The 22,946-nt window shown below is 66.3% G+C and carries 24 protein-coding genes; 20 read left to right on the forward strand and 4 right to left on the reverse strand.

Annotated elements, in window-relative coordinates:
* Positions 1-2: 2 nt before the first annotated feature.
* From ACUXVH_RS04300 to ACUXVH_RS04315, 4 genes are read left to right on the forward strand one after another with little or no spacing between them, the layout of a single operon-like run.
* Entirely contained in the window at positions 3-680 is a 678-nt protein-coding gene (locus tag ACUXVH_RS04300; RefSeq protein WP_065364913.1) for a hypothetical protein, read from the forward strand.
* Between the two features lie 33 nt (positions 681-713).
* A complete protein-coding gene (locus ACUXVH_RS04305; RefSeq protein ID WP_015633990.1) occupies positions 714-1,166 on the forward strand; it encodes a hypothetical protein in 453 nt (150 codons plus the stop codon).
* A gap of 27 nt (positions 1,167-1,193) precedes the next feature.
* Positions 1,194-1,739 (forward strand): CPCC family cysteine-rich protein, encoded by a 546-nt coding sequence (locus tag ACUXVH_RS04310; RefSeq protein ID WP_065364912.1) that lies wholly within the window; start codon positions 1,194-1,196, stop codon positions 1,737-1,739.
* Entirely contained in the window at positions 1,736-2,179 is a 444-nt protein-coding gene (locus ACUXVH_RS04315; protein ID WP_065364911.1) for an SMI1/KNR4 family protein, read from the forward strand. The genes ACUXVH_RS04310 and ACUXVH_RS04315 overlap by 4 nt, the downstream gene beginning before the upstream one ends.
* Here ACUXVH_RS04315 and cobJ read toward each other — a convergent pair.
* The 4 genes from cobJ to cobG are packed head-to-tail and all read right to left on the reverse strand — an operon-like array spanning position 2,176 to position 6,560.
* Entirely contained in the window at positions 2,176-3,897 is a 1,722-nt protein-coding gene (gene cobJ, locus ACUXVH_RS04320; protein WP_065364910.1) for a precorrin-3B C(17)-methyltransferase, read from the reverse strand. The two genes, ACUXVH_RS04315 and cobJ, sit on opposite strands and share 4 nt — an antisense overlap.
* Complete coding sequence (locus ACUXVH_RS04325; RefSeq protein ID WP_026020077.1) at positions 3,897-4,628, reverse strand: precorrin-2 C(20)-methyltransferase; 732 nt, start codon at positions 4,626-4,628, stop codon at positions 3,897-3,899. Before ACUXVH_RS04325 ends, cobJ begins: the two co-directional genes overlap by 1 nt.
* Positions 4,628-5,254, reverse strand: coding sequence for a precorrin-8X methylmutase (locus ACUXVH_RS04330; RefSeq protein WP_065364909.1), 627 nt, complete (start codon positions 5,252-5,254; stop codon positions 4,628-4,630). Before ACUXVH_RS04330 ends, ACUXVH_RS04325 begins: the two co-directional genes overlap by 1 nt.
* Positions 5,247-6,560: a precorrin-3B synthase gene (cobG, locus tag ACUXVH_RS04335; RefSeq protein WP_065364908.1), complete on the reverse strand. Its 1,314-nt coding sequence runs from the start codon at positions 6,558-6,560 to the stop codon at positions 5,247-5,249. Before cobG ends, ACUXVH_RS04330 begins: the two co-directional genes overlap by 8 nt.
* A gap of 138 nt (positions 6,561-6,698) precedes the next feature.
* Here cobG and ACUXVH_RS04340 point away from each other — a divergent pair, with 138 nt between their 5' ends.
* From ACUXVH_RS04340 to urtA, 16 genes are all read left to right on the forward strand, one after another.
* Positions 6,699-7,913, forward strand: a complete 1,215-nt coding sequence (locus tag ACUXVH_RS04340; RefSeq protein WP_065364907.1) for a bifunctional cobalt-precorrin-7 (C(5))-methyltransferase/cobalt-precorrin-6B (C(15))-methyltransferase — start codon at positions 6,699-6,701, stop codon at positions 7,911-7,913.
* A gap of 93 nt (positions 7,914-8,006) precedes the next feature.
* Positions 8,007-9,104, forward strand: coding sequence for a cobalt-precorrin-5B (C(1))-methyltransferase (locus ACUXVH_RS04345; RefSeq protein ID WP_053156138.1), 1,098 nt, complete (start codon positions 8,007-8,009; stop codon positions 9,102-9,104).
* Entirely contained in the window at positions 9,101-9,829 is a 729-nt protein-coding gene (locus tag ACUXVH_RS04350) for a cobalt-precorrin-6A reductase (RefSeq protein ID WP_065364906.1), read from the forward strand. The genes ACUXVH_RS04345 and ACUXVH_RS04350 overlap by 4 nt, the downstream gene beginning before the upstream one ends.
* A 183-nt stretch (positions 9,830-10,012) precedes the next feature.
* A complete protein-coding gene (locus tag ACUXVH_RS04355; protein WP_011059021.1) occupies positions 10,013-10,315 on the forward strand; it encodes a type II toxin-antitoxin system RelE/ParE family toxin in 303 nt (100 codons plus the stop codon).
* A gap of 3 nt (positions 10,316-10,318) precedes the next feature.
* Positions 10,319-10,609, forward strand: coding sequence for an addiction module antidote protein (locus ACUXVH_RS04360; protein ID WP_011059020.1), 291 nt, complete (start codon positions 10,319-10,321; stop codon positions 10,607-10,609).
* Between the two features lie 100 nt (positions 10,610-10,709).
* Positions 10,710-11,108: a DUF2946 domain-containing protein gene (locus tag ACUXVH_RS04365; protein WP_011059019.1), complete on the forward strand. Its 399-nt coding sequence runs from the start codon at positions 10,710-10,712 to the stop codon at positions 11,106-11,108.
* Between the two features lie 49 nt (positions 11,109-11,157).
* The gene (locus ACUXVH_RS04370; RefSeq protein ID WP_065364905.1) at positions 11,158-11,652 is read left to right on the forward strand and encodes a copper chaperone PCu(A)C; all 495 of its coding nucleotides are present in this window, start codon (positions 11,158-11,160) and stop codon (positions 11,650-11,652) included.
* A 55-nt stretch (positions 11,653-11,707) separates the two neighbouring features.
* Positions 11,708-12,118, forward strand: a complete 411-nt coding sequence (locus tag ACUXVH_RS04375; protein ID WP_065364904.1) for a DUF2946 domain-containing protein — start codon at positions 11,708-11,710, stop codon at positions 12,116-12,118.
* An 88-nt stretch (positions 12,119-12,206) separates the two neighbouring features.
* Positions 12,207-14,339: a TonB-dependent copper receptor gene (locus ACUXVH_RS04380; protein WP_401261744.1), complete on the forward strand. Its 2,133-nt coding sequence runs from the start codon at positions 12,207-12,209 to the stop codon at positions 14,337-14,339.
* 99 nt (positions 14,340-14,438) lie between these two features.
* Positions 14,439-15,821: a PepSY-associated TM helix domain-containing protein gene (locus ACUXVH_RS04385; protein ID WP_065364902.1), complete on the forward strand. Its 1,383-nt coding sequence runs from the start codon at positions 14,439-14,441 to the stop codon at positions 15,819-15,821.
* 155 nt (positions 15,822-15,976) lie between these two features.
* A complete protein-coding gene (locus ACUXVH_RS04390) occupies positions 15,977-18,106 on the forward strand; it encodes a TonB-dependent receptor (protein WP_065364901.1) in 2,130 nt (709 codons plus the stop codon).
* 41 nt (positions 18,107-18,147) lie between these two features.
* Entirely contained in the window at positions 18,148-18,936 is a 789-nt protein-coding gene (locus ACUXVH_RS04395) for an ABC transporter ATP-binding protein (RefSeq protein WP_011059013.1), read from the forward strand.
* Positions 18,933-19,892, forward strand: a complete 960-nt coding sequence (locus tag ACUXVH_RS04400; protein WP_011059012.1) for an ABC transporter substrate-binding protein — start codon at positions 18,933-18,935, stop codon at positions 19,890-19,892. Before ACUXVH_RS04395 ends, ACUXVH_RS04400 begins: the two co-directional genes overlap by 4 nt.
* Positions 19,889-20,899: a FecCD family ABC transporter permease gene (locus ACUXVH_RS04405; RefSeq protein ID WP_011059011.1), complete on the forward strand. Its 1,011-nt coding sequence runs from the start codon at positions 19,889-19,891 to the stop codon at positions 20,897-20,899. The genes ACUXVH_RS04400 and ACUXVH_RS04405 overlap by 4 nt, the downstream gene beginning before the upstream one ends.
* Positions 20,900-21,048: 149 nt before the next feature.
* Positions 21,049-21,348, forward strand: coding sequence for a hypothetical protein (locus ACUXVH_RS04410; RefSeq protein ID WP_065364900.1), 300 nt, complete (start codon positions 21,049-21,051; stop codon positions 21,346-21,348).
* 225 nt (positions 21,349-21,573) lie between these two features.
* Positions 21,574-22,839: an urea ABC transporter substrate-binding protein gene (urtA, locus tag ACUXVH_RS04415; protein ID WP_019094029.1), complete on the forward strand. Its 1,266-nt coding sequence runs from the start codon at positions 21,574-21,576 to the stop codon at positions 22,837-22,839.
* Positions 22,840-22,946: the final 107 nt, after the last annotated feature.

A 22,946-nucleotide genomic window follows, 5' to 3' on the forward strand; every position in this document is an offset into this window, starting at 1 on the left:
TGATGACCGTTCTACGTCCATGGCCCGCCCGACAACTGCTGCAACTGACTACGGCCATGGTGCTGGCCGGTTGCGCCAGCCATGGCAGCGAGCAACCCAGCGATATACGCACCGAGCACGCCAAGGCCTCAGACGCGGTGCTGGAGCTTGAAGTCAGCTTCGCCAAAGCGCCGGACTACAAGCCTGAAACCCGCGGCCCCTATGCATCCAGCCAGTACGTGAAGATCGAGGGCGCACCGGCCCTGGAGATACCCTTCTACCAAAAGGGTATCGGCTTCGAACTGGGCGTGGTGGGTGACCCGCGGGCGCTGCTGGCCCTGCCCTACCCTTCGCCCAAGGCCGACTCATCGAGCAAGAACCTGCGGGTCATCGGCCAACGCCTGGACAGCACCCGCTACCGTTTTGTAGTGCTGCCGCTGTCGGGCTGGAACAGCCTCGACAGCTTCGAGGTGGCCTTCGCCCACAACGGCCGGCGCGAGGCCATGACCTTCACCTACAGCACGCAAGTGGCCTGCAACAGCAGCTTTGCGGTGACCACGCCGACCTACGGTTTCGCTATGTCGGTGGCGGCGCGCTTTCCCAAGGGCGTCCAGGGTTGCCTCAAGGCCTGTGATGCACGCCCCGAGTACGCCGGGCAATGCGCCTACAACTCCGGTTTTCGCCAGGTCTCGAACCTGTAGAAACCCCCTTCCAGCAGGAGCAGGAACCACCCAATGCCCTACAGCGCCGATGCCGCTTTCATTCAGGAACAATGGCTGGGCGGGTGTTTCCCCCGGGAAAACACCCTGGTCCTCGGCAGCGGGTTCTACTGCCTGTTCGACCTGCCCTATGAACATCCCCGGCTGATCAACAACGTCTGGATGCCGGCCCTGGACTATCCCCAACAGGATGAGCCTGACTTCGTCACCACCCTGGGCTTGTGCACCGACGGTCCACAGTCGTTCTATGCCCGGGGTGGGGAGACGGCAGGCTACGGCGGCGATGGCTTCCTGGCCTTGCAGGAAAAAGGCTCGGATGCACTGATCTGGCTGGTTGCCCTGCGGGACACCAACCCCTTCAACCGGGTAGAGATCCAGGACCAGTACCTCCATGGCGAATCGACCTCCGGGGTCAGGGTACGAATACCCATTCAGCGCCCTGACCAATTGACCCTCACCTGGCCCTGAACCGCCCCCTCGAAAAGCCGAGCCCCCATGGAAAAACTCACCGCCAACGCAGCCATCGACCTTCTGAGCCGCCACAGGTTGCCCGGCCTCGACGCCGCCGCGCGCTTCTCCCACCTCCTGAACTGGTGGGGAATAGACAGCGACGACCTTGAATTCGCGGCACTTGCACCCAGCCTGCAACAACAGATCCTGACCCAACCGGAGCCCCCGCAAGAGGTGCAAGACCCACGCTACGACGCGCTGCTGCTGATCGCCCTGCGCGCCGAGTATCGCGGCGTGACCCACCTGTACCTGAGGCGCTGCCTGCGTGAAGCCGGGCTGGGTGACTACACCGTCAGCGCGAACATCGAGTGCCTGGAGGCCTGCCCCTGCTGCGGCTACCTGACCCTGGGCGCACGAGGCGAATACGAGATCTGCGACCTGTGCCACTGGGAAGACGACGGCAGCGAAGCGCTGGATGTGCCGAGCGGGCCGAACCATAAAACCCTGGGCCAGGCCCGGGAACAATTCACCCGCGACATGAACCATCTGCCGCTGGACAAATGGCCACGCGCCACCGAGTACCCTGCATGATTCCAGCGCCACTGATTGCCCTGATCGAAGCCCAGCCCCGCTACCGCCCGCTTCCTGAAAGCGCCGAGGTCACCCTGGCGCTGGAAGCCCTGGGCATTGCCCCGGACAGCGAGTTCGCACAGATCTACCTGGCCTGCCACCCCGCCGATTTCAGCAGCCGCGCCAGCGACGAAGTGCTCCTCGACATTGCCGGGCCCGGCGAGGAAGTTCGCATGGGCACCGAGTTCATCCATGAGGTCTGGGAGCTGCCAGAGAACTTTGTGGCCTTCACCTCATTGCAAGGCGAAGGCGGCTACTTGCTGGACAAGGACAGCGGCGGCGTCTGGGATTTCGACCTGGGCGACTGGGAAGCTTTCGTCGCCGGCCGCATCCCCGCCAGATGGGCCGGCTTCTTCGAATTCATCACCTGGCTGCTGACCGCCGAACCCAGCGACTCCTAGAGGGGTTTATTGCCGTACCAGCGCGGGGTGTACACCCAGTCGCCGCCCCCGGCCCGGGGGAAGACGCAGGTGGTGGAGGAACCCACCAGCACCATGGTGCGCATGTCCACCTGCTCCGGGGTCAGCTCGCCCAGGGTGATGACCCGCAGGGTCTGGCCCGGGCGGCCAATGTCGCGCCCCAATACCACAGGGGTTTGCGGCGTACGGTGCTGGCGCACGATCTCCAGGGCCCGGCCCAGTTGCCAGGGCCGCGAGCGGGAAATCGGGTTGTAGAAGGCCAGGGCCAGATCCGCCTGGGAGGCGAGGTCCAGGCGCTTCTCGATGATGTCCCAGGGTTTGAGATTGTCCGACAGCGACAGCACGCAGAAGTCATGGCCCAGAGGCGCACCGGCCTGTGCCGCGGTAGCCAGGGAGGCGGAGACGCCCGGGAGGATCTCCAGATCGACGCTGTGCCAGGCCGGGTCGCTGGATTCGTGCAGGGCTTCGAGCACCGCCGCGGCCATGGCGAACACTCCCGGGTCGCCGGACGACACCACCACCACCGAACGGCCCTGGGCCGCCAGCTCGAAGGCGTGACGGGCGCGCTGCATCTCTTCGCGGTTATCGGTGCAGTGCATCACCTGGTCGGCGCGAAACGGACCGGCCATGCGCACGTAGGTTTCATAACCGAGAATGTCGTTGGCCCGGGCCAGTTCGGCTTTCACTGCCGGCACCATCAGCTCGGCGGCGCCAGGGCCGAGGCCGATCACGGCAAGGCGCCCACGGGGGCGGCCAATCTGCTCCGGGTCCAGGGGCTGGCTGGCCACAGCAATGGCGATGTCCTCGCCCACCTTCAGCGGCGGCAGCAATTGCGGCACGGCCTGTTGCGCCAGTTCGGCGACACTGTCGGCGGCCGGCAGGAAACGCAACGGTACGCCCAGTTGCGCTGCTGCCTGGTGCAGGGCACGGTCGGCCATGTCGCGGTCAGCGGCCAGCAGGCACGCCACCGACTGCACGGCGATGCGCGCCTGATGCAGAGCCTGGCGGATGTGGGTGGCCAGGTCGCTATCAGCTTCGCCGGCAAGCCGCTGCCCACGGCAGGCAACCAGCACGCTGCGGGGGTAGATCAACAGCTCATTGGCCACGGGCTCGCGCTCGGCGGAACCGACCCGGATGGTCAGGCGGGCCTGGTCGTTCTCGGGCAGCTTCGCCGCAGCCAGCCAGGGTGCTGCGCCTTCGATGCGCACGCTTTCACCACCCAGCAGGTCGGAGACGAACCGCTTGCCCAGCTCCAGGTCACCCAGGGCATAGCCACTGGGCGGGTTGAGCAGGCAGGTGCCGAAGCGCAGTTCACCGCTAGTGGTAATAGCCGCGGCCACTCCAAGGCCCGCAGCGATTTCCCGGGCCATGACGTTGACGCCGCCCAGGCCGCCCAGCAGCGGCACCACGGCGCTGCCGTCTTCGGCCACCGCCAGCACCGGCGGCTCGGCGCCCTTTTCCAGCAGCAGCGGCGCCAGGGTGCGGATCACGATGCCGGCCGCACACAGGGCGATGATGGGCGTGTCCTGCTGATAGAGCTGGCGCAGGGTCGCGCCGAATTCGTGGTAGACCCGGTCGGCGCCTTCGACCCGTTCCGCCAGACCGTGGATCAACGAGTCGGGATACAGCCGCTGGATCTGCCGTGCGGTGTCGAGGCTGCCTTGGCCAAGGATGACGATGGCCGGAGTTGAACGGGCCATCAGCCTTGCCACCTTTCGCCGGGAACGATGATCAGCGAGAAGTACGGCGAGGACATCGGCTCCACGTCATCCAGCGGCACGATCTTCTGGTTGGCCATGGTGGCGCGCTCGACGTACAGCGCACGCCGCGCCAGCCCCAGTTCTTCCAGGACCTGGCGCACCTTGGGGAAGTTGCGTCCCAGCTTCATCACCACCGCCGCATCGGCGTCCGCCAGGCGACGCTTGAGTTCCTCATGGGGCAGCACCCCGGAAAGCACCGACAGGCTCTGGTTGCGATACACCAACGGCGCGCCCAGCACCGAAGCGCCGCCCAGCATCGAGCACACCCCCGGCACCACTTCGGCCTGGTAACGCTCGGCCAGCCGGTCGTGCAGGTACATGTAGGAGCCGTAGAAGAACGGGTCGCCTTCGCAGATCACCGCCACGTCGCGGCCGGCGTCCAGGTGCTGCGCCAGCTCCTCGCTGGCGCTGTCGTAGAAGTCGCTGATCACTTGTTCGTAGGACAGCGGCGCCGGCAGCACCTCGGTGGTGACCGGGTACACCAGGGGCAGCAGGGTCTGGGCCTGTTGCAGATGCCCTTCGATGATGCCGAAGGCATTGCCCTTCTTGCCCTTGGCCACGAAGTAGGCCACCACCGGTGATTCGCGCAGCAGGCGCAGGGCCTTCAAGGTAATCAGTTCCGGGTCACCGGGGCCCACGCCAAGGCCGATCAAACGTCCGGGCTGCTGCATCATTCGACCTCCGTGGCCAGGGCATTGACCGCTGCCGCCGCCATGGCGCTGCCGCCCAGGCGGCCCTGCATGATCACGAAGGGCACCCCGCGGCTGTCGGCGGCGAGCATCGCCTTGGATTCGGCGGCGCCGACGAAGCCCACCGGGAAGCCGAGGATCAGCGCCGGTTTCGGCGTGCCCGCATCGAGCATTTCCAGCAGGTAGAACAAGGCCGTGGGCGCGTTGCCGATCACCACCACGCTGCCTTCCAGGTGCGGGCGCCACAGTTCCAGGGCCGCAGCGGAACGGGTGTTGCCCAGCTCCCGGGCCAGCGCTGGCACGCTGTCGTCGCGCAGGGTGCAGATCACCTGGTTGTTGGCCGGCAAGCGGGCCCGGGTAATACCCTCGGAAACCATGCGCGCATCGCAGAGAATCGGAGCACCGGCCGCCAGGGCATCGCGCCCGGCCTTGCCGGCGCCCTCGGAAAACTGCAGGCCATCGACGGCCTCGACCATGCCGCAGGCATGGATCACCCGCACGGCGAGTTTCTCCAGGTCGGCGGGAATGCGCTCCAGCCGGGCTTCTTCGCGAATGATCGCGAAGGAGTTGCGATAGATCTCCTGACCGTCGCGGATGTAATCAAGCATCAAGGTTGCTCCGTGGGCGGGCATCGAGCAATGCCTCTGCCGCTTCAATAGAAAGGTTGCGTGCGTGCAGCGTGCCGAAACCCGGCTGCGTTGCATCGCGCAAATACAAGTCATAGCGCCCTGGGGCCACCGCCAGCAGGGTGGCCGGCGCCACATGAGCGGCGGCGCAGGAACGCGGGCAGGCGGACAGGTGCACATCCAGTTGGCGGCCATGGCGCTGGAGCAGTCCTGCCAGTTGCAGGGCGTCGCTTTTGGTGTCGGCCAGGGCCTTGCCGCAACCACTGGAACCGGTGCAGGCAATCAAGTGAGCCAAGGCCTGTTGCGGGCTGCACAGCAGGCCCAGTTGCTCCAGGGCGGCAGTGGCCGCCGGCGCATCCGCCGCGGCGATCGAGGGCAGCAGCAGGCTCTGCCAGGGGGTCAGGCGCAGGCTGGCGTCGCCGTACTCTCGGGCCAATTGCGCCGCGCCCTTGAGCATGGCCGGATCGAGCCGCCCCAGGGGCGTGCCCGCGCCAACATAGACCTGCCCGGGCGCAGCCTGTGGATAAGTACCGATGTGCAGCCTGGCGTCACTGGCCTGGCGCCGCCAGCCACCGATATTCAACAGCGGCCGGCTCAGGCGGGGCTCTAGTTGAGCGAGGAAATCCTCCCGCGACATGTCCATCAGCAGGTGACGCATGCGCGTCTGTTCCGGCCGCGCCAGGTCGAGAAACAACTCCAGCACGGCCACCAGCAGCTCGTGGCCCTGGTCCTGCGCCACCGCCGCCAGGGGTTCATCCACCGGGCAGCCAGCCAGGCCGAACGCCAGCAGCCCCTGGCCGTCGCGCTCAAGGGCCGACAGCCACAGGTCATGGTGATGTTCGAGCATGGCCAGGGCTTCGCCACCGTCGAGCTGTACGGCGAACTTGGCCGACAGTTGGTGAAAGCGCGGATGGCCCTGCAAGGTGTCGAGAATCTGCGCGGCCAGGGGTCGGGTATCCATCAAGCACTGCCGATCGATCCCGGCGCAGGGGCTGAGCATCAGGTTGCGCACATCGTCACCGGCGGCAGTAGTCGGCCCAAGCCCGGCAGCCAGCAGTGCGGCGATCAGTGCCTGATGCTCCGGGCCGATGCCGCGAATCTGCAGGTTGGCGCGGTTGGTGGCCTCGATCACGCCACCGGCGTAAGTCTGCGCCGCCTCGGCCACTGCCACGGCCTGCTCCGCGCTGATGACGCCGCCAGCCAGCTTGATCCGGCAGATGCCACCGTCCAGCGCCGGGACGATGCGCAGCAACCCCGGGCAGGCCGAGGGGCGGATGGCAGTGGACATCGAGCGTTCGTTCAAGGGGGTGACCGGCCGTGTGGGAAAAGCGCTTCGTCAGCGAAGGCGCGGTATTATGCCTGCTTTGTCCGAAGGCATGAAAAGCCTGCCTGTCGGAACAACAGGTTTTGCGTTCGAGGAATAGAGATGTCGCCCTGGCTGACAGTAGTGGGAATCGGTGAAGACGGCTTCAAGGGCCTTGGCAGAAATGCCCGGCACGCCCTGCTGGGCGCATCAAAGATCGTCGGCGCCCAACGCCAGCTGGACCTGCTGCCACCCTGCATCCGTGGCCAGCGCCAGCTGTGGCCCAGCCCGTTTTCCCTGGAGCCGGTGCTGAGCCAGCGTGGTGCTGCAGTCTGCGTCCTGGCCAGCGGTGACCCCATGCTGTTCGGCGTCGGCGCCAGCCTGGCGCGGCAGCTGCCCGCAGAGGAAATCCAGGTACTGTCCTTTCCTTCGTCCTATTCCCTGGCGGCTGCGCGCCTGGGCTGGCCTTTGCAGGATGTGATCACGCTCTCTGTGGTCGCGCGGCCGATCAGCGCACTCAGCGCCCAACTGTCCGGCGGGGTACGCCTGCTGGTGCTGAGCAATGACGGCCACAGCCCGGCCGCCATCGCCGGCCTGCTGCGCGAGCGCGGTTTCGGCCCGAGCCGGATCAGCGTGCTGGAACACCTGGGCGGCCCCCTGGAGCGGCGCATCGACGGCACCGCCAATGACTGGGCCGACCCGGCAATCGCCGACCTCAACCTGCTGGCCATCGAATGCCTGGCCGAAGCCAGCACCCCGCGCCTGTCGCGGCTCGCCGGCCTGCCGGACTCGGCCTTTCGTCACGACGGCCAGTTGACCAAGCGCGACGTGCGGGCCATGACCCTGGCGCGCCTGGCACCGGTGCCCGGCGAGCTGCTCTGGGACGTGGGTGCCGGCAGCGGCTCCATCGGCATCGAGTGGATGCGTACCCACCCCAGCTGCCGCGCCCTGGCCATCGAGGCCGACGACGGCCGCCAGCAATTGATCGAACACAACCGCGAGGTACTCGGCGTGCCCGGGCTGCAACTGATACGCGGTCGCGCGCCCCAGGCACTGGCCGGGCTGGAACGCCCGGATGCGATCTTCATCGGTGGCGGCGTGACCCGCGAAGGCGTGCTGCAGGCCTGCTGGGAACAACTCAAGCCCGGCGGGCGCCTGGTGGCCAATGCCGTGACCCTGCAAAGCGAAATGACCCTGATGGACTGGCGAGAACGCCACGGCGGCGAGCTGACCCGCATCCACATCGCCCAGGCCCAGCCACTGGGAGAGTTCGACACCTGGCGCCAGGCCCTGCCGATCACCCTGCTGGACCTGCACAAGCCCCGGGACCTGCCATGAACCTTGCAGGTGCGGGCTTGCTCGCGAATACGTCCGCCCAAGAGACCGAAGTGCGCCCTTGGCGAGCAAGCTCGCCCCTGCGAGGGCTGGGGCATGCGTGAAGAAACAGCGGAACAGCCCGCGCCCCTGCGCAGCGGCCTGACCACCGGCAGTTGCGCCACCGCCACCAGCCTGGCCGCCGCGCGCCTGCTGCTCGAGGGCAGCAATGCCGACGCGGTGCAGATCATCCTGCCCAAGGGCAAGCAGGTGCAGATGCGCCTGGAATTCTGCCGCCACACCGCCGACGGCGCCGAAGCCGGCACTATCAAGGACGCCGGCGACGATCCGGACGTGACCCACGGCGCCCTGCTGTACTCCCGGGTGCGCCTGACCCCTGAACCGGGCATTCGCTTCGTCGCCGGCCAGGGCGTCGGCACCGTGACCCGCCCCGGCCTGGTGCTGGCGGTGGGCGAGCCGGCGATCAATCCCGTACCGCGCCGGATGATCGGCGAGCACCTGCAACGGCTCGCCGAAGAACGGGCCTACCCCGGCGGTTTCGAGGTCACGGTGAACGTCGAGGGCGGAGCGGAACTGGCCCTGAAAACCATGAACCCGCGCCTGGGGATTCTTGGCGGGCTGTCGATCCTGGGCACTAGCGGCATCGTCCGGCCCTTCTCCTGCGCGGCCTACATCGCTTCGATCCATCAAGGCATCGACGTGGCCAAAACCAATGGCTACCTGCACATCGCCGCCTGCACCGGCAACGCCAGCGAAGACACCATGCGCCGGGTCTACGAGCTGCCGGAAATCGCCCTGATCGAAATGGGCGACTTCGTGGGTGCGGTGCTCAAGCACTTGCGCAAAGTACCGGTGGATAAACTCAGCCTGTGCGGCGGCTTCGGCAAGATCAGCAAGCTGGCCGCCGGGCACATGGACTTGCACAGCCGCCACTCCAGTATCGACCTGCCGCAACTGGCGCAATGGGCCGCCGATGCGGGGGCCGACCCGGCCCTGCAACAGGCGATCCGCCAAGCCAATACCAGCCAGCAGGCATTGGCCATGGCCAGCGCCGCCGGAGTCGCGCTGGGCGATGCGGTATGCCGGCACGCCCTGGATTTCGCCCGCAGCGTGGTGCCGCCCCAGGTCCAGGTAGAGGTCTTTGCCATCGACCGCCAGGGCGGCATCGTCGGCCACGCCGGAGGTTTCCAATGACCCGTATCCTGCTGCTGGGCGGGGTCACCGAGGCCCTGGCCATCGCCCGCACCCTGGGCCCGGAACATATCTACAGCCTGGCCGGGGTCGGCCGGGTGCCCGGTGACCTGCGGTGCCAGGTACGGATCGGCGGCTACGGCGGCGCCGAGGGCCTGGCGCGCTTTATCCGCGAGCAGCGGATCGGCCTGCTGCTGGATGCCACCCACCCCTACGCAGCACAGATCAGCGCCAATGCCGTGGCCGCCGCGAAGAGCGCTGGCGTGCCCTGCTGGGCCTTGCGGCGCCCGGCCTGGCAGCCGCAACCGGGTGACGACTGGCGCGAGATCGACGGCTGGGCGCAACTGGTGGAGGCCCTGCGCCCCTTCAAGCGGCCACTGTTCACCCTGGGCCGCGAGCCCTTGCAGCACCTGGATGAAATTCCCCCCGGGCAATTCTGGACCCTGCGCGCCCTGGAGGCCTGCCCGGGCAACGAGCACTGCGAAGTCATAGGTGCCCGCGGGCCGTTCCTGATCGAAGACGAGCGGCAGTTGTTCGCCCGCCGGCAGATCGACGTGCTGATCAGCAAGAACAGTGGCAGCAGCGCCACCGAACCCAAGCTGGAAGTGGCCCGCGAGCGCGGGCTGCCGGTGCTGGTACTCAAGCGTCCGGACCTGCCCGAAACGGATCGCAATTTCAGCAGCACGGCCCAGTTGCTGCTGGCCCTGGGCTTGCCGGATAAAGCCTGACAGACAAAACCATCGCGCCCCACAGCAACATGGGAAACCCCTGGCAGCGCGCGCCAACTCCTTGCTTTAGCCTTCCTTGAACAGCCTCAGTGACGCCGGCGCCGGGCAGGACCGCCTGTCGCTTCACTGGGTTTTTCGCGGGCAAATGGGTTGCCGCGACGTATCCCAAGGAATACATTCGCCATGTTCGTTTTCGAGCAGACTCCTGAGTTCAGCCGCTGGCTGCTGAACCTGAAGGACCCGCAAGGGAAAACCCGTGTACTGGCCAGGATCCGCGCCGCACAGCTGGGCCGTTTTGGCGACTGCGAACCTGTGGGCGAAGGCGTCCACGAGATACGCATCCACCGCGGCCCGGGTTACCGGGTGTACTTCTCGCGCCACGGCAAAATGATCTACCTGCTGTTGATCGGCGGCGACAAGGCCACCCAGAAACGCGATATCCAACGGGCCAGGCAACTGGCCTGCGACCTCAAGAGCGAGGGCTGAAACATGCGCACCCCAGTGACCCGCTTCGACGCGGCGGAGTACCTCAAGACCCCTGAAGACATGGTCGCCTACCTCGACGCCTGCTTCGAGGAAGACACCGGCGACGGCGTGCTGATCCGCGCCGCACTCAACGACATCGCCCGTGCCCGCGGCATGACCCAGGTCGCCCGTGACACCGGCCTGGGCCGCGAAAGCCTGTACAAGGCCCTCGGCAGCCAGGGCAACCCGGAGTTCGCGACTATCATCAAGGTGATGAAGGCCCTGGGGTTGAAGATCAACGTCAGCAACGCCTGAACTGCTCCTGCGACACCACACCGCACACGGTGTTTTTTTACTTATCCACAGCGATCAGGCTAAATACCCGCCTGATCGCTCAACCGACGGATCGCCCACCATGTCCCGACAACGGCTCGCATTTGCCTGGATCGCCTGCTTCGCAGTGCTGTTCAACATGCTTGCCATGCCGCTTTCCGGGGCCATGCAGCGCAGCGATTCGGGGCTGGACGAGCAACTGCTGTGGGGCAGCTTCTGCTCCTCCACCGGCACCAAGCTGGTGGCCATTTCCCTGGGCAAGCTCGACCAGCAAGCGCCGCAGAACGACGACCATTCCACCATGCAGCACTGCTGGTGCTGCTCCGGCTCGCCGCCGCTGGTGGCCTTGCCCGGGCACGTTCCCCAGCTGTCTTTCACCCGCTTCGCAGTCCAGCCGGGCGCACCGCAACCGCAGGTAGAACGGCTCACCCTGCGCCAGCAATGGCCCAGCCTGAACCCCGGTGCCCCGCCTCTGGCATGATTCCCTTTCGCAAGTGATCTGCGTCTTTGAATCGTTCTGGAGAACTCACATGTCCAAACCATCCCTGGTCAAGCAATCCCTGCTGCTGGCCGCACTGCTGCTGCCTGCCTGTTTCGCCACCGCCCACGACTACAAGGCCGGTGACCTGCAGATCGCCCATCCCTGGTCTCAGGAACTGCCGCCGAACGCGCCCACCGTGGCCGCGTACTTCGTGGTGCACAACCCGGGCAAGAGCGCCGACACCCTGCTCAGCGTCGACTCGCCGATCGCCGGCAAGGCCGAGCTGCACGAGCACGTCAAGCAAGGCGACATGATGAAGATGCAACAAGTGGCCAAGGTGGCGGTGCCCGCCGGTGGCGAGGCGACCTTCGCCCCCATGGGCTACCACGTGATGTTGCTGGAGCTCAAGGACCGCAGCCTGCTCACCGACGGCAAGCGTTTCCCGCTGACCCTGCACTTTGAAAAAGCCGGTGACGTCACGGTCGAAGTGGCGGTGCAGAAGCAGGCGCCGGACGCCATGCAAGGGCATATGCACGCCCAGTAAGCACTGACCGGCCCTCACCGTGAACGCCCCGCACGCGCCTGGCCGCAGGCGGTCCGTGCCGCGCCGCGACTCGTCTGGAGTCCGCCGCGGCAGCTGGATCAGCCTGTTCGCCATGCTGATGATCTTTATCGGCCCGCTGATTTCCCAGTCGATGCCGATGGATCACGCGATGCCGATGAACATGTCCGTTTCCATGGACATGGGCGACGCTGCGCCCGGCTGCCACGGTGAAAGCCCGCACCACGCACAGAAGGGCAGATCCCAGGGCGAAGAGCATGTGCTCTGGGAAAAATGCGGCTATTGCAGCCTGCTGTTCAATTGCCCGGCACTGCCTTCGGCGCTGTCGTTCGCCGCTCTGTTCACGCCACCCACACCGTATTTCCTGATCCCCGCCACGCGCCTGGGCCACGCCCGGCAGACCGTGTTCCCCGGCGCCCTGACCCGCGCCCCACCGTTCCTCGCCTGAGTCTTCAGCTCATCTCACACGGCCGGCTGTCAGCGCGACAGACGCGTACCCGCGGCCGTGTCATTCAAGACCGAACGATGGAACATCTATGTTTTCTGCCGACTCTCGCCTGGGCGTTGCCCAGCCACTCAAGACCTTCGCCCTGAACCCTGCGCGCCAGCACTTCAACCGCGCCCTCGCGGTCCTCTGCGGCGCTCTGCTCACGCCCCTGGCGCTGGCCGACGATGCCGCAACGGACCACTCCCGGCACAGCACCGAACTGAGCCCGACGGTGATCACCGCCATCGCCCCCAGCTCGCCCCTGACCGTGGTCACCAACCCCAAGGACCCGCGCCAGCCGGTGCCGGCCAGTGACGGCGGCGACTACCTCAAGACCATTCCCGGCTTTGCCCTGGTGCGCAACGGCGGCACCAACGGCGACCCGGTGCTGCGGGGCATGTTCGGCTCGCGGCTGAACATCCTCACCAACGGCGGCATGATGCTCGGCGCCTGCCCGGGCCGCATGGACGCGCCGACCTCTTATATCTCTCCGGAAACCTACGACCGGCTGACCGTGATCAAGGGCCCGCAGACCGTGCTCTGGGGCCCGGGCGCCTCGGCCGGCACGGTGCTTTTCGAGCGCGAACCGGAACATTTCGGCGAACTCGGCACCCGGGTCAATGCCAGCCTGCTGGCCGGCTCCAACGGGCGCTTCGACAAGACCCTGGATGCCGCTGCCGGTGGCCCCCTGGGTTATGTGCGGGTGATCGGCAACACCGCCCACGCCGACGACTACCGCGACGGCAACAATGACACCGTGGCCTCGCGCTACGACAAGTGGAACGGTGACGTGGCCCTGGGCTGGACCCCGGACGCCGACACCCTGCTGGAACTCACCGCCGGCAAGGGCGATGGCGAAGCCCGCTACGCCGGGCGCGGCATGGACGGCTCGCAGTTCAAGCGCGAAAGCCTGGGCCTGCGTTTCGAGAAGTCCAACCTTGGCGAGGTGCTGGACAAGGTCGAGGCCCAGGTCTACTACAACTACGCCGACCACGTGATGGACAACTACAGCCTGCGCACCCCATCCGGCACCGGAATGATGGCCGGCCCCATGGCCTCCAACGTCGACCGTCGCACCCTCGGGGCGCGGATCAAGGCCACCTGGCGCTGGGCCGACCTGCAACTGATCGGCGGCCTGGACGCCCAGACCAACGAACACCGCAACCGCGCCAGCAGCGGCGTCGACACCTACAAGGAGCTGCCTCGCACCAAGGACGCCGACTTCCACAACTACGGAGCCTTCGGCGAGCTGACCTGGTACGCCGCCGAGCGTGACCGCATGATCACCGGCGCGCGCCTGGACCGCGCCTCGGCCAAGGACTACCGGCAAAGCATCGGCTCGGGAATGATGACCCGCCCCAACCCCACCGCCGGCGACACCCGGGCCGATACCCTGCCCAGCGGCTTCGTGCGCTACGAGCATGACCTGGCCGACAGCCCGACCACGCTCTATGTCGGCCTTGGCCACACCCAGCGCTTCCCCGACTACTGGGAGCTGTTCTCGCCGAAAATGGGCCCGGCCGGCTCGGTGAACGCCTTCGATTCGATCAAGCCGGAAAAGACCACCCAGCTCGACTTCGGCCTGCAATACCAGGGTGAAGACCTGGAAGCCTGGGCCTCGGGCTACATCGGCCAGGTGCGCGACTACATCCTCTTCGACTACAACTCGAAAATGATGGGCATGAGCACCTCTCGAGCCGAGAACATCGACGCCCGGATCATGGGCGGCGAACTGGGCGCGGCCTACAAGCTGACCTCCAACTGGAAAGCCGACGCGACCCTGGCCTACGCCTGGGGCAAGAACAGCAGCGACGGCAAGGCCCTGCCACAGATGCCGCCGCTGGACGCGCGCCTGGGCCTGACCTACAGCGAGGACGACTGGAGCGCCGGGGCCTTGTGGCGCGTGGTCGCAGCGCAAAACCGGGTGGACCTGAACAAGGGCAACGTGGTCGGCAAGGACTTCGGCAAGAGCGGCGGCTTCGGCGTGTTCTCCCTCAACGGCGCCTACCGGGTGACCAAGAACCTCAAGCTCAGCACCGGGGTCGACAACCTGTTCGGCAAGGCCTACGCCGAGCACCTGAACCTGGCGGGCAATGCCGGCTTCGGCTACCCGGCGACTGACCCGCAAGCCATCAAGGAACCGGGGCGCACGCTCTGGACCAAGGTTGACCTGAGTTTCTGATGCCCCTTCGCCGGCACGCCGTCTCCTCGTCGCAGGAGCCGGCTTGCCGGCGAACAGCCCCCATAAGAAAAGATCCACAGCCCTGCGGAGCCTTCCCCGATGAACCGACCCAAAGTGTCTTTCTACAACCTGGCCTGGCGCTGGCATTTCTACGCCGGGCTGTTCGTCGCCCCCTTCATGGTGATGCTGGCCCTGACCGGCATCGTCTACCTGTTCAAACCGCAGCTGGACCCGCTGATGTACCCCAGCCTGCTCAAGGTGCCTGCCGCCCACCACAGCCTCAGCGCCGATGAGCTGTTGCAACGGGTTCAGGCCGCCTACCCCCAGGGCCATATCAAGCAGTACCTGCCCCCTGTGGATGCCGAGCGCAGCGCGCAGTTCGTGGTGCAGCACAAAGGCCAGGAACTCAATGTATTCATCGACCCCTACCACGGCGACGTGCTCGGCGAGCAGGATGCCAAGGGCAACCTGCAGGCCATGGCCCGGGCCATTCATGGCGAGCTGATGATCGGCACCCCGGGTGATCGGCTGGTGGAACTGGCCGCGAGCTGGGGCATTGTCCTGGTGGTCTCGGGCCTGTACCTGTGGTGGCCGCGGGGCAAGTCTTCGGCCGGGGTACTCTGGCCACGCTGGAGTGCCCGCGGCCGCCTGTTCTGGCGTGACCTGCACGGTGTGCTGGGTTTCTGGGGCTCGGCCTTCCTGCTGCTGATGCTGCTCAGCGGCATGACCTGGACCGGCTTCTGGGGCAAGCAGTACGCCGACCTGTGGAACCGCTTTCCGGCGGCCATGTGGAACGACGTGCCGACCTCCGACCAGCAGGCCGGAGAGCTCAACAGCGCCAGCCGCCAGACCGTGCCCTGGGCCCTGGAAAACACCCCCATGCCGATGTCCGGCGACCACGCCGAGCACATGGCCCACAACGCCGGCAATACCGCTGCGGCCGTCCCCGCCATCAGCCTGCAGGCGGTGCAGGACATCGCCCGTCAGCGCCAGGTCGAAGCGGGCTACAGCATCACCCTGCCGAGCACGGCGACAGGGGTATTCACCATCGCCGTATTCGCCGACGACCCGCGCCACGACGCCACCCTGCACGTCGACCAGTACAGCGGCCAGGTGCTCGCCGATGTGCGCTGGAAGGACTACAGCAACGTGGCCCGGGCCACCGAGCTGGGAGTGATGCTGCACGAAGGCAAGATGTTCGGGCGCTTCAACCAGATCCTGGTGCTGGTGGTGTGCCTGATGATCCTGCTCGGCGCCGTGAGTGGTCTCATCATGTGGTGGCAACGACGGCCCCAGGGCCGGCTCGGCGTACCACCACTGCGCCACGACCTGCCACGCTGGAAGACCGCAATGCTGGTCATCGGCCTGCTGGCCCTGGCCTTCCCGCTGGTGGGGGCTTCGCTGGTCGTGGTCTGGCTGCTGGACCGCCTGCTGCTATCGCGCTGGAACCGTGATCCTGAATCAGCCTCATCTTCAACATGAATCAGCCGAGATGCGCGTTCCAGAGGGCTCTGTACACTCCGCGCGCTTCAGTCGCGCACAGTTATAATGTTACTTTATAACGCTTGGTGTAAGATCCCCGCCCGCAGCCTCATCCGCTGCGGGCAACCCTCTGGAAGAAGTGATTCACCGTCCCGATGAACAAGTACCTGCTGCCCAGCCTCTGCCTGATGGCCCTGACTTCCCCGGCCCAGGCCGACGGCTCCGCCCTGACCCTGCCCACCGGCACCATCTCCGCCGCCGCCAGCGAAGCCGACGACAGCATCAGCCTGGCCACCCCCACCAGCGCCGGTTCGCGCCTGGGCCTGAGCGCCCTGGAATCCCCGGCCAGCACCGACAGCCTGAGCGGCGATCGAATCCGCGCCCGGGGCGATCGGAGCATCCAGGACGCGGTATCGCGCAGCGCCGGCATCAGCCGCACCGGCACCCCGGGCGACGGCGGCACCTCGCTGTCGGCACGGGGCTTTACCGGGCAGAGCTCGGTGATGCAGTTGTATGACGGCAACCGCATGTACACCGGCATGGGCACCGTGACCTTCCCGGTGGACACCTGGGCGGTGGAGCGGGTCGACGTGCTGCGCGGCCCGGCCTCGGTGCTGTACGGCGAAGGCGCCACCGGAGCGGTGATCAACACCGTCCCGAAAAAGCCGTTCAGCGGCGAAATCGAAAACCACCTGCGACTGGGCTACGGCTCCTTCGATCGCCAGCAGCAGGCCCTGGACAGCGGCGGCTCCCTGAGCGACACCCTGAGCTACCGGCTCAACCTCAACCGCGAGCGCAGCAGCGGCTGGATCGACCGGGGCAATTCCTCCGGCGACTTCGTCAGCGCTGCCCTGCGCTGGCAGGCCCGTGACGACCTGGCCTTCACCCTGGCCCACGACTACGGCGACCAGAACCCGATGAACTACTTCGGCACGCCGCTGATCGACGGGCGTTTGCACAAGAGCCTGCGGGACAAGAACTACAACGTGCGCAATGACAAGCAGCACTACAACGACCAGTGGACCCGCCTGACCAGCCAATGGCAGATTTCCGACAACCTCAGCGCCAGCAACGAGCTGTACTACCTCAAGGCCCAGCGCCGCTGGCAGAACGCCGAGAACTACAACTTCAACAGCCTGGGCCGGCAACTGACCCGCAGCGGCAACTTCGGCATCGGTCACCAGCAGGAACAGGTCGGCGACCGCCAGACCTTCACCTTCAAGCACTCGCTGCTGGGCCTCGACAGCCAGACCCTGACCGGGGTCGACTACAACCGCATCCGCTTCCACCTCAAGAGCAACTCGCCCTTCAAGGACACCTTTGCCGACGGGCAGCCGATCGACCTCTATCACCCGGCCCAGGGCGACTTCGCCAGCGACAGCCCTTACCGCGATCAATTCAAGACCACCACCAAGCAGATGTCGGTGTTCGCCGAAAACCGCCTGCAGCTCAGCGAGCGCTGGTCCCTGGTGAGCGGTGTGCGCCGCGACTACGTGCATATTGATCGCGATGACTTGAAGGACGACAGCCGAAGCGACAAGACCCTGACCGGTAACAACTGGAAGGCCGGGCTGGTGTTTGCGGTGACCCCGGACACCTCCCTCTATGGCCAGTACTCCACCAGCACCGACGGTGTCGGCGGGCTGATTTCCCTGAGCAAGAGCCAGCAGCAATTCGACCTCTCCAGCGCCAGGCAGACCGAGATCGGCCTCAAGCAGATGTTCTGGGACCAGCGCGGCGAATGGACCCTGGCGGCCTATCACATCGTCAAGAAGAAGCTGCTGACCGATGTCCCGGGCGACCCGGACCTGAAACAGCAGGTGGGCCAGCAATCCTCCAACGGCCTGGAAGCCAGCCTGGACCTGCAACTGCCCCGCGCCTGGCAACTGCAGGCCAACGCCGCCATCGTTCGCGCCCGGTACGACGACTTCCAGCAGGACGTCGACGGCGTGCAGGTCTCCCGCGACGGCAAGCGTCCGGTGGACGTGCCCCGGCGCACCGCCAACCTGTGGCTGAGCAAGGCCCTCGACGATGACCTGCGGGCCGGCGCCGGAGTGCGCTACGTAGACGCACGCTACGCCGACATGGCCAACCGGAATCAGTTGCCCAGCTACACCGTGGTGGATGCCGCGCTGTCGTGGAAAGCCCTGCCCAGCACCACCCTGGGCCTGCAATTGAACAACCTGTTTGACCGCCAGTACGCGCAAAGCCAATACAATGACGGCCAGCAATGGATACTCGGCGAGCCGCGCTCGTTCTTCGTCACCGCTGACTACACCTTTTAACCTCACCTGCGGCCACCGCGCGGGGACCACACGGATACGGCATGACCTCGCTTAACCTCACCAACCTGGCCTGGACACCCTTGGGCCAGGGCCACTGCCACCACCAGTTCCAACTGCGTGAGGCCAGCCTGCAGGTGGCGGCCGGCGAGTTCGTCGGCCTGATCGGGCCCAACGGCAGCGGCAAGACCAGCCTGCTGCGCTGCGCCTATCGCTTCAGCAAGCCGCAGCAGGGCGAGGTGCAGCTTGAGCATCAGAATGTGTGGAAGCAGTCGCCGCGCTGGTGCGCGCAACGCATCGCCGTGGTCCTCCAGGAGTTTCCCGACGCCTTCGGCCTGACCGTGCAGGAGGTAGTCGCCATGGGCCGCACCCCGCACAAGGGCCTGTTCGACGGCGACACCCAGGACGACCGGCGCATCGCCCGCGAGGCCCTGGAATCGGTGGGCCTGCTGGGCTTCGAGGACCACGCCTTCGCCACCCTGTCCGGCGGTGAGAAACAGCGGGTGATCCTGGCCCGCGCCCTGGCCCAGCAACCCCAGTTGCTGATCCTCGACGAGCCCACCAACCACCTCGACCCGCGCTACCAGCTGGAGTTGCTGCAGCGGGTCAAGCGCCTGGGCATCGGTACCCTGGCGAGCATCCACGACCTGAACCTGGCCGCGGCCTTCTGCGACCGCCTGTATGTCCTCGACCACGGGCGCATCGTCGCCAGCGGCACGCCCGGCGAGGTGCTCACCGTCGAGTTGCTGCGCAACGTCTTCGGCGTCGAGGCGCTGATCGACGCCCATCCCCTGTCCGGCTACCCACGAATCACCTGGATCACCCAACCATGACCTTGCGCTCCCTGCTTCGCTCCAGCCTGCTCCTGGCCCTGTCTCTGGGGGCCGCCCAGGCCTTCGCCGAGGCCACCCATTACCCGCTGACCATCACCAGCTGCAACCGCGAAGTGACCTTCAAGCAAGCGCCGAAACACGCCCTCAGCCATGACATCAACATGACCCAGATGATGCTCGCCCTGGGGCTCAAGCCACGCATGGTGGGCTACAGCGGGATCAGCGGCTGGAAGGCCGTGACCCCGCAGATGAGCGCCCTGCTCGACGGCCTGCCGGAACTGGCGGCCAAGTACCCGTCGGTGGAAACCCTGCTCAATGCCAACGTCGACTTCTTTTTCGCCGGCTGGGACTACGGCATGCGCGTGGGCGGCGACCTCACGCCCCAGACCCTGGCGCCGCTGGGGATCAACGTCTACGAGCTGACCGAGTCCTGCGCCTTCGTGATGAAGCGCCCGGCCGCCAGCCTCGAGGACACCTACACCGACCTGCGTAACCTCGGGCGGATCTTCGACGTGCAGGATCGCGCCAACGCCCTGATCGCGCAGATGCAGGAGCAGGTGGCCCAGGTACAGAAGGACCTGCCCAGGGACAAGCCGCGGGTATTCCTCTATGACAGCGGCGAAGACCGGGCCATGACCTCGGGCCGCCTGGGCATGCCCCAGGCCCTGATCGACGCGGCCGGCGGGCGCAATATCCTCGATGACGTCGACGCCAGCTGGACCCGGGTCAACTGGGAAACCGTGGTCGAGCGCAACCCGCAGGTGATCGTGATCGTCGACTACAGCGAAGTCAGCGCCGAGCAGAAGCAGCAGTTCCTGCTGAACAACAAGGCCCTGCAAGGAGTCGATGCGATCAAGAACCAGCGCTTCATCGTCATCCCCTATGTGCAGGCCACGCCGGGCATCGACAACGTGCTGGCGGTGGAAACCCTGGCCAAGGGTTTCCACGGCGAATGACCAGTCCCCGCTATGCCGCACTGTTGATGGCCCTGGGCGCCCTGCTGCTGGCGTCCTGCGTGGTGTCCCTGGGCTTTGGCCCGGCGCGGGTGCCGGTGGAGGTGGTGGGACGCATTCTGTTGCACAAGGCCCTGGGCCTGGGCGTTGTGGACTGGAGCCCGGGCCAGGAGCACATCGTCTGGCTGATCCGCGTGCCGCGCATGCTCCTGGGGGCCCTGGTGGGTGCCGGGCTGGCACTGATCGGCGCGGTGCTGCAGGCGGTGACCCGCAACCCGCTGGCCGACCCGCACCTGCTGGGGGTGACCTCCGGCGCCACCCTCGGTGCGGTGATCGTGGTGCTGCACCTGGGCCAGGTCATCGGGCTTTTGACCCTGCCCCTGGCGGCCTTTGTCGGCGCCCTGCTGAGCATGGCGCTGGTGCTGGGGATCGCCGCCCGCAACGGCCGCCTCGACAGCGACCGGCTGTTGCTGTGCGGGGTGGCGGTGTCGTTCGTGATGATGGCCGCGGCCAACCTGCTGCTGTTCATGGGCGACCACCGCGCCAGCTCCGCAGTGATGTTCTGGATGCTCGGCGGCCTGGGCCTGGCGCGCTGGGAACTGCTGGCGATCCCCGCCGCCAGCGTGCTGCTGGGGCTGGTGTTGCTGCTGGGCATGGCGCGCCCGCTGAACGCCCTGATGGCCGGCGAGCAGACCGCCGTGACCCTGGGGCTGAACGCGCGCAATGTGCGCCTGAAGGTGTTCCTGATTGCCTCGCTGATGACCGGAGTGCTGGTGTCCATCAGCGGCTCCATCGGTTTTGTCGGGCTGATGGTGCCGCACATTGCCCGGCGCCTGGTGGGCGCCGAACACCGCCGGCTGCTGCCGGTGTGCGTACTGCTGGGCAGCGTGTTCCTGGTCTGGGTGGATGTGGCTGCGCGCACCCTGATCGCCCCCGAGGACCTGCCCATCGGCGTGGCCACCGCGGCCATCGGCGGGGTGTTCTTCATCGGCCTGATGCGCCGCCGCTGACTGTGCCCGCCTCTGTAGGAGCCGGCTTGCCTGCGAAGGCGCCCGTAGGCCTTGTGCCTGGTTCGAAGGCCTCTTCGCTGGCCAGCCAGCTCCTACAATCGTCGCCCTTGCTTTAAGATCGCGCGCTTGGATCTCTCAGGATGAGTCTCATGTTCAGAACCGCATTCTTGGCCTTGCTGCTCGGCACAGCCCTTGGCGCCCAGGCCGGCCCCTCGGTCGACGTCTCGAAAATCTACGGCAACATCCAGATCGTCAACAGCTTCCCCGATTACAAGGTCAAGGTGGTGAACTCCTTTCCCGACCTGAAGGTGAAGCAGGTCAACTCCTTTGCCGACGCGCCGGGCAAGTGGAAAATCGTCAACAGTTTTCCCGACTACAAGATCCAGATCGTCGACTCCTTTCCCGACTTCACCATCAAATATGTCGATTCCTTCCCGGGCGTGAACTGAAGCCACCCCCAGGCCACGGCTGCCGCTCAGCGGCAGCACCACAATGACGCACCCCGGCGCACCAGCCCCTTGCCCAAGCCTCGTCTTGGGGCATCACCTCCCCCGCCCGCGCCGTTAAAGCGACGTTTTCATGCCTTGCGCCGACTCGGCACACCCCTTGCAAAACAGCCCTTCAGCAGTCCGCATCTACCACCTGAAAAATCAAGAGTTCATGGAGATCGCACAATGAAGCGTCGTAGTTTGCTCAAGGCTTTCACTCTCACGGCAAGCATTGCCGCGATGGGCATGACCTGGACCGTCCAGGCCGCCGAAACCATCAAGGTGGGGATCCTGCACTCGCTGTCGGGCACCATGGCGATCTCCGAAACGTCCCTCAAGGACATGGCGCTGATGACCATCGACGAAATCAACGCCAAGGGCGGGGTCAACGGCAAGCTGCTGGAGCCGGTGGTGGTGGACCCGGCCTCGAACTGGCCGCTGTTCGCCGAGAAGGGCCGCCAGTTGCTGACCCAGGACAAGGTGGCGGTGGTATTCGGCTGCTGGACCTCGGTGTCGCGCAAGTCGGTGCTGCCGGTGTTCGAGGAGCTCAACGGCCTGCTGTTCTACCCGGTGCAGTACGAAGGCGAAGAGATGTCGCCCAACGTCTTCTACACCGGCGCCGCGCCGAACCAACAGGCGATCCCGGCGGTGGAATACCTGATGAGCGAGGACGGCGGCAGCGCCAAGCGCTTCTTCCTCCTGGGCACCGACTACGTCTACCCGCGCACCACCAACAAGATCCTGCGTTCGTTCCTGCACTCCAAGGGCGTGGCCGACAAGGACATCGAAGAGGTCTACACCCCGTTCGGCCACAGCGACTATCAAACCATCGTCGCCAACATCAAGAAGTTCTCCGCCGGTGGCAAGACTGCGGTGATCTCCACGGTCAACGGTGACTCCAACGTGCCCTTCTACAAGGAACTGGCCAACCAGGGCCTGAAAGCCACCGACGTGCCGGTGGTGGCCTTCTCGGTGGGCGAGGAAGAACTGCGCGGCATCGACACCAAGCCACTGGTGGGCAACCTCGCGGCCTGGAACTACTTCGAGTCGGTGGATAACCCGGTGAACCAGAAGTTCGTCGCCGCCTGGAAGGCCTACGCCAAGGCCAAGAACCTGCCGGGCGCGGACAAGGCGGTGACCAACGACCCGATGGAAGCCACCTACGTCGGCATCCACATGTGGGCCCAGGCGGTGGAGAAAGCCAAGTCCACCGATGTCGACAAGGTTCGCGAGGCCCTGGCCGGGCAGACCTTCGCCGCCCCTTCGGGCTACACCCTGACCATGGACAAGACCAATCACCATCTGCACAAGCCGGTGATGATCGGCGAGATCCAGCCCGACGGTCAGTTCAACGTGGTCTGGCAGACCGAAGGCCCGATCCGTGCCCAGCCCTGGAGCCCGTTCATCCCGGGCAACGACAAGAAGCCGGACTACGCGGTCAAGAGCAACTGATCCGAACCTGACGCCTTCCCCGTAGGAGCGAGCTTGCTCGCGACGAGGTCCGCAGGACCTCCAACGAAAACCGCCCGGCTGGCCGCTGCGCGGATCGCGAGCGAGCT

Source organism: Pseudomonas sp. 8(2025) (assembly GCF_052665325.1).

Coding starts and splice junctions, on each gene's coding strand:
- cobJ (WP_065364910.1), bottom strand. CDS start 3,897: ATGGCCCGTTCAACTCCGGCCATCGTCATCCTTGGCCAAGGCAGCCTC.
- ACUXVH_RS04385 (WP_065364902.1), top strand. CDS start 14,439: ATGAACCGACCCAAAGTGTCTTTCTACAACCTGGCCTGGCGCTGGCAT.
- cobG (WP_065364908.1), bottom strand. CDS start 6,560: ATGTCCACTGCCATCCGCCCCTCGGCCTGCCCGGGGTTGCTGCGCATC.
- ACUXVH_RS04350 (WP_065364906.1), top strand. CDS start 9,101: ATGACCCGTATCCTGCTGCTGGGCGGGGTCACCGAGGCCCTGGCCATC.
- ACUXVH_RS04325 (WP_026020077.1), bottom strand. CDS start 4,628: ATGCAGCAGCCCGGACGTTTGATCGGCCTTGGCGTGGGCCCCGGTGAC.
- ACUXVH_RS04405 (WP_011059011.1), top strand. CDS start 19,889: ATGACCAGTCCCCGCTATGCCGCACTGTTGATGGCCCTGGGCGCCCTG.
- ACUXVH_RS04360 (WP_011059020.1), top strand. CDS start 10,319: ATGCGCACCCCAGTGACCCGCTTCGACGCGGCGGAGTACCTCAAGACC.
- ACUXVH_RS04330 (WP_065364909.1), bottom strand. CDS start 5,254: ATGCTTGATTACATCCGCGACGGTCAGGAGATCTATCGCAACTCCTTC.
- ACUXVH_RS04300 (WP_065364913.1), top strand. CDS start 3: ATGACCGTTCTACGTCCATGGCCCGCCCGACAACTGCTGCAACTGACT.
- ACUXVH_RS04380 (WP_401261744.1), top strand. CDS start 12,207: ATGTTTTCTGCCGACTCTCGCCTGGGCGTTGCCCAGCCACTCAAGACC.
- urtA (WP_019094029.1), top strand. CDS start 21,574: ATGAAGCGTCGTAGTTTGCTCAAGGCTTTCACTCTCACGGCAAGCATT.
- ACUXVH_RS04305 (WP_015633990.1), top strand. CDS start 714: ATGCCCTACAGCGCCGATGCCGCTTTCATTCAGGAACAATGGCTGGGC.
- ACUXVH_RS04370 (WP_065364905.1), top strand. CDS start 11,158: ATGTCCAAACCATCCCTGGTCAAGCAATCCCTGCTGCTGGCCGCACTG.
- ACUXVH_RS04355 (WP_011059021.1), top strand. CDS start 10,013: ATGTTCGTTTTCGAGCAGACTCCTGAGTTCAGCCGCTGGCTGCTGAAC.
- ACUXVH_RS04365 (WP_011059019.1), top strand. CDS start 10,710: ATGTCCCGACAACGGCTCGCATTTGCCTGGATCGCCTGCTTCGCAGTG.
- ACUXVH_RS04410 (WP_065364900.1), top strand. CDS start 21,049: ATGTTCAGAACCGCATTCTTGGCCTTGCTGCTCGGCACAGCCCTTGGC.
- ACUXVH_RS04315 (WP_065364911.1), top strand. CDS start 1,736: ATGATTCCAGCGCCACTGATTGCCCTGATCGAAGCCCAGCCCCGCTAC.
- ACUXVH_RS04400 (WP_011059012.1), top strand. CDS start 18,933: ATGACCTTGCGCTCCCTGCTTCGCTCCAGCCTGCTCCTGGCCCTGTCT.
- ACUXVH_RS04340 (WP_065364907.1), top strand. CDS start 6,699: ATGTCGCCCTGGCTGACAGTAGTGGGAATCGGTGAAGACGGCTTCAAG.
- ACUXVH_RS04395 (WP_011059013.1), top strand. CDS start 18,148: ATGACCTCGCTTAACCTCACCAACCTGGCCTGGACACCCTTGGGCCAG.
- ACUXVH_RS04310 (WP_065364912.1), top strand. CDS start 1,194: ATGGAAAAACTCACCGCCAACGCAGCCATCGACCTTCTGAGCCGCCAC.
- ACUXVH_RS04345 (WP_053156138.1), top strand. CDS start 8,007: ATGCGTGAAGAAACAGCGGAACAGCCCGCGCCCCTGCGCAGCGGCCTG.
- ACUXVH_RS04390 (WP_065364901.1), top strand. CDS start 15,977: ATGAACAAGTACCTGCTGCCCAGCCTCTGCCTGATGGCCCTGACTTCC.